This window comes from Ancylomarina longa, from assembly GCF_003996985.1.
Lineage (GTDB): Bacteria > Bacteroidota > Bacteroidia > Bacteroidales > Marinifilaceae > Ancylomarina_A > Ancylomarina_A longa.
Genome location: NZ_RJJX01000002.1, coordinates 237,571 through 251,326 on the forward strand (window position 1 = coordinate 237,571; position 13,756 = coordinate 251,326).

General features: G+C 37.5%; 8 protein-coding genes. All 8 read left to right on the forward strand.

The features are described from left to right. Nucleotides 1-536 precede the first annotated feature (536 nt). Nucleotides 537-3,725 (forward strand): SusC/RagA family TonB-linked outer membrane protein, encoded by a 3,189-nt coding sequence (locus tag DLK05_RS03105; RefSeq protein ID WP_127342516.1) that lies wholly within the window; start codon nucleotides 537-539, stop codon nucleotides 3,723-3,725. A 47-nt stretch (nucleotides 3,726-3,772) separates the two neighbouring features. Beyond that, a complete protein-coding gene (locus DLK05_RS03110; RefSeq protein ID WP_127342517.1) occupies nucleotides 3,773-5,299 on the forward strand; it encodes a RagB/SusD family nutrient uptake outer membrane protein in 1,527 nt (508 codons plus the stop codon). 119 nt (nucleotides 5,300-5,418) lie between these two features. Beyond that, complete coding sequence (locus DLK05_RS03115; RefSeq protein WP_127342518.1) at nucleotides 5,419-5,694, forward strand: LysO family transporter; 276 nt, start codon at nucleotides 5,419-5,421, stop codon at nucleotides 5,692-5,694. 16 nt (nucleotides 5,695-5,710) lie between these two features. Continuing rightward, a complete protein-coding gene (locus DLK05_RS03120) occupies nucleotides 5,711-6,316 on the forward strand; it encodes a LysO family transporter (RefSeq protein ID WP_127342519.1) in 606 nt (201 codons plus the stop codon). 347 nt (nucleotides 6,317-6,663) lie between these two features. Then, the gene (locus tag DLK05_RS03125) at nucleotides 6,664-8,046 is read left to right on the forward strand and encodes an aminopeptidase P family protein (protein WP_127342520.1); all 1,383 of its coding nucleotides are present in this window, start codon (nucleotides 6,664-6,666) and stop codon (nucleotides 8,044-8,046) included. 35 nt (nucleotides 8,047-8,081) lie between these two features. After that, nucleotides 8,082-9,383: a S28 family serine protease gene (locus DLK05_RS03130; RefSeq protein ID WP_127342521.1), complete on the forward strand. Its 1,302-nt coding sequence runs from the start codon at nucleotides 8,082-8,084 to the stop codon at nucleotides 9,381-9,383. Between the two features lie 127 nt (nucleotides 9,384-9,510). Further along, complete coding sequence (gene lacZ / locus DLK05_RS03135; protein WP_127342522.1) at nucleotides 9,511-12,669, forward strand: beta-galactosidase, LacZ type; 3,159 nt, start codon at nucleotides 9,511-9,513, stop codon at nucleotides 12,667-12,669. Between the two features lie 441 nt (nucleotides 12,670-13,110). Continuing rightward, nucleotides 13,111-13,560, forward strand: coding sequence for an IS200/IS605 family transposase (gene tnpA / locus DLK05_RS03140; RefSeq protein ID WP_127342523.1), 450 nt, complete (start codon nucleotides 13,111-13,113; stop codon nucleotides 13,558-13,560). Nucleotides 13,561-13,756: the final 196 nt, after the last annotated feature.

Below are 13,756 nucleotides of genomic sequence, written 5' to 3' on the forward strand. Positions count from 1 at the left end.
GTCTTCTGACATCCCAACAATTAATTCGTTATTTTTTATCCTACTAGTATGTACTGGTAGGATTTTTTTATATATTTGTCGCAAAGGATTTCTAACAACCTTTTTATTGAATTATTTATTGGATTGTTTTTATCGTACAAAAACGAATTCCCATGCAAAAATCAACTTCAGTAAAATTAGTTTACAGACATTCACACAAAGGATTATTTGAGTGTTTGATTTGTTAATACTACTTCGTTAAGAATAGAATTACACTATTCTTCCAGCATGGTTCCTAAATGTTTTAGCCAAACCACCTGGGGTGTTTTATACATTACTTCATTGTAATATCGATCTTCTGTTTATTTCGGATACTGAATCCCCACAACAGTTATTCAAAACAAATATCAAGTATCAGCAACACCATTAATTCATAAAAACATATAAAAAAAAACAGAGAAAGCTACCAACAATCTCTGTTTACACATTAATAATTCTTTGTTGTTTCAAGCCTAAATCAGGAAACAACAAAACTAACTTTTAACGCATCTAAATTTATGAAAAAAAACGCAAAAACTGCTGTATGGCAAGAGTCTATGCAGTATGGCTTTGTTTCATCCATGATGAAACTTTGCATTTTGGTTGTTTTATTTTTGCCTTTTACGGCAAATGCAGCCCTTTCAACAAACCTCAGCAACACACAACAAGCTTTAAAGTCGGTTAGTGGTACTGTTGTTGATCAAGCACAAATGCCTTTAATAGGAGTTAATATCATTATTAAAGGAACCTCCACGGGAACAGTAACAGATTTTGATGGGAAATTCGAGCTTAATGTACCGGATAATGCATTGCTTCAATTTTCATTCATCGGATATTTAAATCAGGAAATAGCAGTTGGCAATCAAACCAATTTCAATATTATTCTAAAAGAAGATATTCAGGGGTTAAATGAAGTTATTGTAGTTGGCTATGGTGTGCAAAAAAAGAGCGACTTAACTGGTGCTGTATCTTCAGTGAAAAGTGACGAAATCGCGAAAGTAGCTGCCACAAATCCTACGGAAGCATTACAAGGTAAAATTGCCGGGGTAAGCATTACTAAAATTGGAGGAGCCCCTGGTGCCGGTCTGGATGTTAAAATCAGAGGAATCGGTACTGTTGGTAATCATCAACCGCTGTATATTATTGATGGAATACCTGGTGACATCAATTTTATTAGTAGCACAGATATAGCCTCTATCGAAGTCTTAAAAGATGGTGCAGCAGCAGCTATTTATGGTTCCAGGGCAGCAAATGGCGTTGTGTTGGTTACTACCAAAAAAGGTAAAAAAGGAAAAACATCTGTTGAATTTAGCTCTTACCTAAGTATCAACAAACCTGTAAAAACCTACAATTTATTAAATGCTGATGAGTATGTTCAGGTTCATCGTCAAATGTATGAAAATGCTGGTAGCGCACTTCCTACCTATATTACGAATCCAGGCACGAACGACACAGACTGGATTGACCAGGTGATAGACAAGTCGAGTTCACAAAACTATAGTTTACGAGTGAGTGGTGCTGGCGAGCATGGTCATTTTAGTATATCCGGTAATTTTACCGATGACGAAGGTATTGTGTTGGGCTCTGATTATAATCGCAACTCGCTTCGTGCTAAAATGGGAACAACAAAAGGAAGATTAACGGTTAATGCTTCTCTTGCTTATACCGAAACTAAAGATAACCCGTATCAGATTTCGCTTCGGGAAACCTACCATATCTCTCCGCTAGTACCTGTTTTGGACGAAAATGAAAAGTATGGATATGGATTAACCAGAAACAATTTACCAAATAATGATAATCCTGTGGCTATGGATCATTTCAACACACAGGAAAAAACAACGCATTATACGGTTGCCAATGTTAACTTAGATTTCAAATTAGCTGAAGGACTTATCTGGACAACTCGATTAGGATTATCAAACAGTGATTTTAAAGAATATTCCTATCATCCGGATTACATTGCAAATCCAACCGTGATTGTCAAATACCCGGTTGTTGCCGAATACAATAGCAACTACCGCGAACAAATCATGGAACACATGTTGGCATTCCAGAAAGACTTTGGAAAACATTCGCTGAATGGTGTTGCTGCATTTTCCTTAAATCACAATACCAACGAATGGAATAATGCTCAGGTAGAAGGAAAAACCATAGAGAGGTCGGTAGATGAAAATGGCAATATTGTAGAAAAAGTTGTTCCTGTTGGATTTGATGATCCTGATTTTAAAACAATCAACGCAGGAAAAGGAGGAACCTATACAGCCGGAGGATCAAACTATACTTACAACCGCCTTTCGGTATTGGGTAGAATCAATTATGCCTTTGACAACAAATACTTATTCCAGTTTACCATGCGTAGAGATGGATCATCAAAATTTGGTAGTGAAGAGAGGTATGGTAACTTCCCTTCTGCATCATTCGGATGGCGCCTTACCGAAGAGGCTTTCATGAAACGATTTGATTTTCTGGATAACCTGAAATTAAGAGCTAGCTGGGGACTTTTAGGTAATGAGGATACCCTTAACAATTACGAGTATCAATCATTAATTTACAATAGCAACACCTATGCCGGTGGCTATTCCAAAGGAAATGGTGAAAACGCATGGACCGGATCTGCTGCGTGGGATTTAGCAAACAGAAGTCTGCGTTGGGAAGAAACCGAATCAATTAATATTGGATTAGATTATTCATTTCTAAATAGCAAGATCTTTGGATCAATCAACTATTACAAGAATACAACCTCCGACATGTTAATCACTAAAAGTGTAGCTCCGTCGGCAGGTGTGAATAACCCAACCATAAATGTGGGTGAAATCGTAAATAAAGGATTGGAACTGGAATTAACCTATTCGAACCGCGAAAAAGAATTTAAGTATGATATAACCGGAACATTCACCACCATGAAAAACGAAGTGGTTTCTCTTTCCGACAAAGATCAGGTGCTTTACGGACAAGGTCTAAAGTATGGATCTTCTCATTATCCAAACCAAACCCGTGTAGGTCACGAAATTGGTGCATTTTACTTGTATCAAACCGATGGCATCTTTCAGTCTGATGAAGAAGTTGCAGCATATGCAAAAGATGGAAATGCAATCCAATCCGATGCGAAAGCTGGTGATATCCGCTATAAAGATGTTAATGACGATGGAAAAATCAATGAAGATGATAAAGTATATAGTGGTAGTGGCGTTCCTGATTTTGAATATAGCGTAAACTTCACAGCAAGCTATAAAAACTTTGATTTTACCATGTTCTGGCAAGGTGTTTCCGGAAACAAAATCTATAATGGAAACCGTTTTGAAATGGAAGGTATGGAAGCCGGTAGAAATTTCACACGAAATACGCTGAATGCATGGACTCCAACAAATACAAACACCAATATGCCACGCGCAGTACTTGGTGATCCTAATGGAAACACCGATGAATCCACCCGTTTTCTTGAAAATGGATCTTACCTTAAACTTAGAAATATTCAATTAGGTTATAATTTGCCTAAATCCTTATGCGAGAAGTTGAAAATGAATAAACTTCGTCTTTACGTTAGTGGGCAAAATTTATTCACCATTACTGATTATAGTGGTATTGATCCTGAAGTTGCTGGTATGATTAATAGTTCAGGTCAGGTAGATGCCTTGTCTCAAGGTGTGGATAGAACCATCTATCCGATGACTAAATCATATGTTTTTGGTCTTCAGGTAACATTCTAATCCAGAACAAATTTCTAGTTCAATTAATTTACAGAAATAATAGACACATGAAAAAAATAATATATTACATACTTTTCATCATCCTTATAGCTCCTATTACGAGTTGCGATGATTATTTGGTACAAGAATCTCCTGACAAACTAACCTCTGATAAATTCTGGAGAAATGAAGATGATGCACTAGCCGGCTTGGCTTCGGCATATTCTCAATTGGAAGGATTTGTAGGCTGGGACGAATGGCAGGAAGGTCGCCCTGTTGTGGAATACTATAGAAACGATATGCTAAACCCGGGAGCTGACGCTTTTAACTATACTTGGTGGACCGATCTATACAACTTTTCATATACGCCAGGAAATTATGCCGTAAATCTTATGTGGAAAACAAATTACCGAGGTATTAATTTTTGTAATCAGGTTCTGGAAAATGTACCACAAATTCCTGATGATAAGATTAGTGCTGAAGCAAGGAAACAAATCATTGCGGAAGCTAAATTTCTTAGAGCCTATTATCACTTTAAACTACTTAGTCATTACAAAAAGGTAATTATCAGAACCAAAGTACCTGAAGGAGATGCAGATCTTCCTAAAGCTGATTCGCCAAGATCAGAAGTATATGACTTCATCATTTCTGATTTAAAAGCAGCTGCAACAGATCTGGTTAGCACTCAAGATGCCAATAATATAGGACGTGCTACTAAAGGCGCAGCCAATGCTTACTTAGGGAAAGTTTATCTGTATCGGGCAGGAGAAGAGAATAATCCATCCTACCTAAGCGAAGCTAAATCAGCACTTAATGCAGTTATACAATCCGGACTTTATAATCTGGAAGATAACTTTCTTTCTCTTTTCGATGGAAGTAACGAAAACTCCTCCGAATCGGTATTCGAATTACAACTTTCATCTATTAAAGATGGTGGTGCAAAATACGATATGTGGCTTCAGTATTTCGTTGGACCTACCGAATTTGGATTCTGGGAAGAAATTGTAGGAACCGATGCTTTAATCAACGAAATGGAAAAGGAAGGTAAACTATCAACCTCAGGAAATTACGACAGCAGATTGTACGAAACCTGTCTTTTCCGCGATGATTATTTCAATGATTCCAACAATCCGAATGTTTATGGAGATACTTATGACGGCTGGTTTGGTAGCTCTACCAGTAAAATCAATATGAGAAAATATCTTCCTGCCAGTTCGGATAAATTTTACGATCGTTCTGCTGTTAACATGCCATTAATGAGATATGCAGATGTATTGTTAATGTATGCCGAAGTATTAAATGATACCGAAGAAACAGCTCTTGCTATTCCTTTCATTAATCAAGTACGGTCAGCGCATGGCGATATGCCAGCAATGGTTGGTTCAAGCAAAGCTGAAGTGACTGCTCAAATCGAACACGAAAGAATCATGGAATTTACACTGGAAGGTTCAAGATTTCTTGATTTACGCAGATGGGGAAAATTGGAAAGCGCCATGGCTACCGCAAACCGCACCGGATTTTCAGGAGAAGCAAACTACTATCTACCCGTACCCGAGGAAGAAGTTAACGCAAATCCTCTAATCAATAATAATTAGTTTTTTAGCTTTTTTATAAAACTGTTAAAGTGCCCCTAAAATTAGGGGCACTTCTTTAACAGAAATTGTGGTGCTAACAGAAAAATTGTTACTTTCCCACGAATTTTAATATAACGAGTATGATAACAGTACTAGCCTTGATGACAATAGGAATATTGCTTGGCTTTTTCATCAACCAGCGCCCTAAAATCATAAAAGCAGTGGATAAAATGACTAATTGGGCTATTTATCTATTGCTATTTCTTTTAGGCATTGGAGTCGGATTAAATAAAAAAATCATAAACAATCTCCCTACTATTGGAGTGCAGGCGGTAATACTCACCATTGGTGCATTGATAGGGAGTTTAATCCTTGCTTATATTACCTATAATCTATTTTTTAAACCCAAGCAATAATTCCTTTAATCATCTCATGAAAAACAGTCTTATTATACTAGGTTTTTTTGTTTTAGGCTTATTTTTAGGTTTAAGCAAATTCCTTCCTGATTTTATCATGGAATCAGACTTTAGCATGTATGCCCTTTATTTATTGATGTTTTTGGTTGGGATTGGTATTGGAGCCGATCGCTCCTCCTGGAAAGTGATCAAAGAAACCAATATCAAAATAATATTAGTTCCCCTGTGTGTAGTTATAGGTTCCCTCTTAGGTGTTGCAGCTGTTTCAATATTTTTACCGCAAATTCATCTAAAAGAAGCCCTTGCCGTTGGGGCAGGATTTGGTTACTATAGCCTCTCCTCAATTTTCATTACACAAATTAGTGGCGAAACACTGGGAGTAGTTGCTCTTTTATCAAATATATTACGAGAGATTATTACCCTTTTGGCCACTCCTATTTTTGTTAAATATTTTGGAAAGCTTGCAGGGATTGCTTGTGGCGGTGCAACGGCTATGGATACCACCTTACCGATTATATCAAAGTATAGCGGAAAGGAATGGGCAATTATTTCAGTATTTAGCGGTATCGTTTTAACTATTCTGGTACCCTTTTTGGTTCCATTCATTCTCGAAATCCTATAACTATTTTCTTACTGATAGAAACACAAATATTATTTGAATTATAATTGAAAATTGTCATTTTTTAATAAATTTACTTCCCTGAATATCAATTGAATTTATCGTTTCTTCTAGTGGGGTTTTCCTTTTATAACCTACAATTTGAAATACTAACACAAAAGAAAATGTACTACGAAAACAAATTCATCTTACACTACAACGATTCGTACAAAGGTCTGTACGAATGCTGGATTTGTTAATTTCTTACCTGTTTTTCCTTTCCGGAAATCATCTTTTTATCATTCTTAAAATCATTTATTGGGACTCTTGTATCCCATAAAATATAAAACAGCACCTAAAACCCAAACCTTATGTTTTCAAAAGAAACTTATCAACAACGTAGAAATCAATTAAAACAACAAGTAAAATCAGGAATTCTGCTTTTTCTGGGGAACGAGGAAAGTAGCATGAACTATGCCGACAATACCTTCCACTACCGCCAGGATAGTAGCTTTTTATATTTCTTTGGTTCCGATTATCCGGGATTAGCAGCCATTATTGATATTGATGAAAATCGCGAGATCATTTTTGGAGATGAACTAACAATCGACCATATTGTTTGGATGGGAACCCAACCTAGCATTAAAGAAAAAAGTGAAGCGGTTGGCATCAATGAAACAGCTCCTCTTTCAAGCTTAAAGGATTATCTGGATAAGGCCGTTGCAAAAGGAAGAATGGTTCACCACCTTCCTCCCTACCGACCTGAACATCAAATTAAATTATTTGATTTACTGCAAGTACACCCCAATATTGCTGCTAAAAATGCTTCCGCAGATTTCATTCAGGCAGTAGTGAACCAACGTAATTACAAATCAGCCGAAGAGATAGTACAGATTGAAAATGCCGTAAATATTACAGCAGATATGCACCTTACTGCTATGCGAATGGCTCGGCCAGGCATGAAAGAAGCCGAGATTGCCGCAGCAGTTCAGGAGATTGCTCTTGCCGCTGGTGGTCAGTTGTCCTTTCCTACTATTGCTACCATAAATGGTCAAACACTTCACAACCATTATCATGGCAATACCTTAAAAAGCGGAGATATGGTTTTGATAGATTGCGGTGCAGAAAATGGCATGCACTATGCGGGCGACATGTCCAGCACCTTTCCGGTTGATAAAAAATTTACCCCACGACAAAAAGAAATTTACCAGATTGCTTTAAATGCGCATGAAGCCGCCATAGCAGCACTAAGACCAGGAGTTCGCTTTAAAGATGTTCATTTGAAAGCATGCCTGACTATTGCCGAGGGAATGAAACAAATGGGATTTATGAAAGGAGATTTGGAGGAAGCCATCCAACAAGGTGCTCATGCTCTATTCTTCCCTTGCGGTTTAGGACATATGATGGGAATGGATGTTCATGATATGGAAAATCTGGGAGAAGAATTCGTAGGATATAACGGACAAGCCAAAAGCACACAATTTGGATTAAAATCCTTACGCTTGGGACGAGAATTGGAAGCAGGTTTTGTTTTAACAATCGAACCGGGAATCTATTTTATTCCGGAATTAATTGAGAAATGGAAAACGGAAAAAAGATTCGAACAATTTATCAATTACGAGAAGGTAGAACAGTACAAAGACTTTGGTGGATTGAGAAATGAAGAAGACTTTTTGATTACTCCTGATGGTGCAAGATTATTAGGAAAACCTATTCCTAAAACTATTGCAGATGTAGAACAGCAACGAAATTAAAACATTTACGAACCCTTTTCATTACTTAAAATATCATGAATAAAATCAGATACAACATCCTAAGTATTCTCTTCCTTTTCACCTTAGGATTTTCAGCCTGTAATCAGGCCACAAGCATCGATTTGGAAGCTCGTTTAAAGCAAATACCCAACGCCAGCGTTCAAAAAATTACAGGCGACACTACTTTTGCTTCCTATTATGAAATGTATTTTACACAACCGCTCGATCATGATCATCCTGAATTAGGAAGCTTCAAACAGAGAGTATTACTTGGAAACAGAGGCTTAGATCATCCCATGGTAGTGGAATTACAAGGTTACAATATCTGGACAGAGAAAGCCGGTGAATTAAGCAAACTACTGGATGCAAACCAACTTACCATCGAACATCGGTACTTTAAAGATTCCCGTCCTGATAGTTTGGATTGGAAATATCTGAATATCAAACAGGCTGCTGCCGATCAGCACACAATTATTCAAGCTTTAAAAAAAATCTATAAAGGAAAATGGTTAGCAACTGGAATTAGTAAAGGAGGACAAACCACTATTTACCATCGTTATTTCTATCCCAAGGATGTTGATGTGAGTGTTCCCTATGTTGCTCCTATGAACCTGGCTCGCGAAGATGAGCGGATTCATCAACACCTAAAAACTGTAGGAACGAAAGAATGCAGAGATAAAATTTATCAGTTTCAATTGGCCTGTTTTCAACACAAAAAAGAATTACTTCCTATGGCGGCCAAACTGGCAAAAGAAAAAAACTACCTCTTTACCATGGGTTTAGAGAAGGCTTTAGATCTAAGTATTTTGGAATATTCCTTTGCCTTTTGGCAGTGGGGAAAAACTCCCTGCGAATCGATTCCTGATAAAACAGCATCGGCTGAAACACTATTTCAACATCTGATTAAAGTCTCGGGAATGGACTTTTTTGATAGTCGTAGTCAGGAATCTAGCTTAGCTTTCTATCAGCAAGCACTTACCGAAATAGGAATGTATAGTTATGAAATTGCACCTTTTAAAAAATATTTGACCTACGATAAGGATTTGACATTCGATCATATTTTCCCGAATGAGCCAAAACGAATTTTCGATCCTTCTTCTATGATTGCAGTTAATAAATGGTTGCAAACAGATGCAGAAAAAATGCTATTCATCTACGGAGAATACGATACATGGTCGGCTACAGCTGTGGATTTAAATGGCAATAACAAATGCAGAAAATTTATCAATCCTAAAGGATCACACCTAAGTAGAATCAAAAATTTTCCTCCCAAAATGCAGGACGAAATCATTCAAACACTGGAAATATGGCTGGGAATGAAAATCAAGAAAGAGTAACAAACAACAAGCAAGCTTCCTAACAAAAAATTAGGAACACTAACATCTGAAAAGAAGATTTCGAAATCCAATTTCGAAATCTTCTTACTCCAAGTCAACTTGAAACATCAAACATAGAGAATTAAATATGTATAAGATTAGTATTGCTGTACTGATGATGTTGCTATCAGTATCTATATCAGCCCAAACCACAGCTATTCAAAACGATTGGGAAAACCCACAAGTAGTGGGTAAGAACAAGGAAAAGCCAAGGGCTTCCTTCTTTGCATTTCGCACTAGCAAAAGGGCAATTGCAAACAAAAAAAGCAATTCCCCATTCTTTATCGATTTAAACGGAATATGGAAATTTAATTGGGTGGAAAAGCCGGCTGATCGCCCTATAGATTTTTATAAAACCGATTATAATGTGAGTAAGTGGAAGGATATGAAAGTTCCTGCTCACTGGGAACTCGAAGGATATGGCGTACCTATTTACACTGATGTTTCCTATCCTTTTCCGAATAACGAACCTTACATTCCGCACGATTATAATCCTGTTGGTTCCTATAAGAGAGAATTTATCATCCCTGAAAATTGGAATGGGGAAGAAATCTATATTCATTTTGGAGGAGTAAGATCCGCGATGTACCTATGGATAAATGGTGAAAAAGTAGGCTACAGTCAGGGAAGTAAAACGCCAGCAGAGTTTAATATCACCAAATATGCTAAAGCAGGAATCAATCAACTTGCCGTGGAAGTTTACCGCTTTAGTGATGGTAGTTACCTCGAGGATCAGGACTATTGGAAGGTAAGTGGATTTGAACGCGATGTTTATTTATTCGCTCGCCCCAAAACACATATCAACGATTTTTCAGTAACTGCCGGATTGAACTCCGCATATACCAATGGTATTTTTCATCTGAATGTTGAAGTAGCCCATCCTTTCCTCAAATCAGCGAAAAGAAATATTTCCGTACAAATTCTGGATGGTAATAAGCAGATCTATACATCAACCAAAAAGATGATGCTTAAAAAGGGAGACAATAAAGTTATTTTCACTACTTCGGTTCGTGATGTGAAGAAATGGTCCGCCGAAACTCCCAACCTATACACACTTCAAATTACCTTAAAATCGGGTAAGAATATCCAAGAAGTAATTCGAAGAAAAATTGGATTCCGTACCAGCGAAATCAAAAATGGATTGCTTCAAATTAATGGTGTTCCGCTTACCATTCGCGGTGTAGACCGCCACGAACACGATCCCGATCACGGCAGAGTAATCTCCGAAGAACTAATGATTCGGGATATTCAGCTGATGAAACAATTCAATATTAATGCGGTGCGCGGATCTCATTATCCAAACAGAGAGCGGTGGTACGAACTCTGCGATCAATACGGATTATATCTAATCGATGAAGCAAATATCGAAGCTCATGGTAGCGGACCTTACAATCCCAAAACAACACTGGCGGATAAACCCAATTGGAAAAAAGCATTTCTGGATAGGACTATCTCTATGGTAGAACGAGATAAAAATCATCCTTCCATCATCATTTGGTCGCTGGGAAATGAAACCGGAAAAGGACAAAACTTCCGGGCTACCTACAAATGGATTAAAAATAGAGATAAAACACGTCCGGTGCAATCGGAAGATGCTGGACTGGATTCCAATACCGATATATTTTGCCCCATGTACGATCGCATGTGGGAAATGGCTAAATATGCCGAAAAGATTCAAAAACGTCCCTTAATTCAATGTGAATATGCTCATGCCATGGGCAATAGCGTTGGTAATTTAAAAGACTATTGGGATTTGATTTACAAACACAGGCAGCTGCAAGGAGGTTTTATCTGGGACTGGGTGGATCAAACTTTTCGAAAAGTGACAGCAAAAGGAGATACCATATTTGCTTATGGTGGCGATATGGGCGTTTATAAAATCAAAAACGATTCTAACTTTTGTGCCAACGGTCTGATTACTTCCGATAGAAAATTACATCCTCACATATGGGAAGTGAAAAAAGTTTATCAGCCAATAGCATTCGAAAGTGTTCAGCTTACCAATAACAGATTCAGACTAATCAACCGATTCGACTTTCTGAATCTCGATGATTTGGATATTAGCTGGAATCTGAAAGAAGATGACAAGGAAATAGCAGGCGGAAAGATTAATGCAAAAGGATTAGCTGCTCATCAATCCCGGGAATTCAGCATAGAAATTCCTGATGTAGATGTGAAAGCCGGAAAGGAATATTTTCTGATGTTGGAGGCTCGTAGTAAAAAAGATCAGGCTCTAGTACCAAAAGGACATCTGATTGCCTGGGAGCAATTCAAAATGCCCTGGACAAAAGATATAAAACCTATTGATATATCAACTCTGCCTGCTTTGCAATTAGAAGAAAATGAAAAGGAAATCAAAATTGAAGGGGAGCATTTCAACATGATATTTTCCAAAACAGAAGGAAAGATAAAATCATATAAATTAGAGGGAACCGAGTTGATTGCGCGAGCTTTGCAAGCCTTCTTCTGGCGAGCGGTTACCGATAATGACTTAGGAAATGGGACACCTGCCAAATGCAAGGTTTGGAAAGATGCAGGAGAAAAAACAAAACTCCTCTCCTTCACCAGCAAGCAAATTAATCCGCAACAAATCGAGATAGATGTAAAACTAAACCTGACAAGTGTTTCCAGCAAATACGAAACTCATTATTTAATATCAGGAAATGGCGATATACTTGTTGACAATCAATTTATACCTTATACTGACGAACTACCAATGATTCCACGTATGGGTATGCAAATGCAACTGCCAAAAAATTTCACCAAAGTGGAATGGTTTGGTCGCGGACCACAGGAAAACATGTGGGACAGAAAATCGGGTGCCCCGGTTGGTCACTACAAAGGAACAGCTTGGGAGCAATATCATCCCTATGTGCGTCCTCAGGAAACAGGGAACAAAACAGATGTGAGATGGATCGCGTTAAGCAATAAGGAAGGCAAAGGCTTGATGGCTATTGGTGCCCCTTTACTATCTGCATCGGCATTACCTTTTGATTATAAGCAATTGTATCACTCCGGAAAAGGAAATCCACAAAAACATGGCAATGAAATAAAACAAGGTGATGTTATCAGCTTCCAAATTGATTACAAACAAATGGGTGTAGGCGGCGACAATTCATGGGGAGCACCGGTACATGCAGCCTACTGCCTGCCAGTACAGCCTTATCATTATCGCTTCATTTTGCGCCCTATAAATGGCCAAAAAGATTTGGATGAGTTGAGCAAGAAAAGATACGATAACGAATAAAAAATGCCAACATTTGGCTTAGCCCATATACAATAGTTGATAAAGTGAATAATGGAAAGCCTACCAAAATAGGCCGTGAACTAATGATTAAATGAAATCTTAAAATAATTTACCCCCTTCGGGGATTATCCACAATCATTTACCTACCGCCCATTACATGGGCGGTTATTAAAATTAAGCCCTAAGCTAATTTAAGAATGCCACAAAGTGGCTATATTTGAATAAGCTTCCACAAAATGAATGGTCATATGAATAACGAAAATCATCCCTGAAGACGGATGAACTAAAACACAAAATAAAGTAACATAGCAATAGAATTTATTGCTTCAGCTAATAAAAAATGCCACGAAGTGGCTATACATGAATAACCACCTATGCAATGGGCGGTAAGATCAATTACGAAAATCATCCCCGAAAGGGGGTGAACTAAAACCTCTTATTATGAGCAGTTACCGACAAATATATTATCATATCATCTTTAGAACAAAAAAGAGTGGGAAAATCCTGCCGTTAAGCCATATCGAAAAATTATTTGCCTATATATTCGGAATAATTAAACAAAAAGGATGTCATTTATATAGAATAAATGGAATGCAAGATCATATTCATATTTTATCTGATTTACATCCCAGTATCTCACTAGCTGATTTCATGAGAGAAATAAAAACATCTTCTTCGGTATGGCTAAAACAACAAACTGAATTTAGCGACTTTAAAGGTTGGGCAGATGGATATGCTGCATTAACGGTCTCATATGGTGATAAGGATGATGTCCTTAACTATATTAAAAATCAACAAAACCATCATCAAACCGAATCTTTTTCAAAGGAATTTAGAAGACTTCTTGAATCTGAGGGAATTGATATTGACGAACGTTACTTCTTGAAGTAATTTACCCCCTTCGGGGAAATGCTTCACTTATTTATCCTCCGTCCATTTCATGGACGGTTATTAAAATCAAACCCTTTCAGGGCTAAAACGAAATAGAAGCTATTGCTTCAATCAATAAAAAATGCCACAAAGTGGCTATACATGAATAACCGCCTATGCAATGGGCGGTAAGATCAATAACGAAAATCATCCCTGA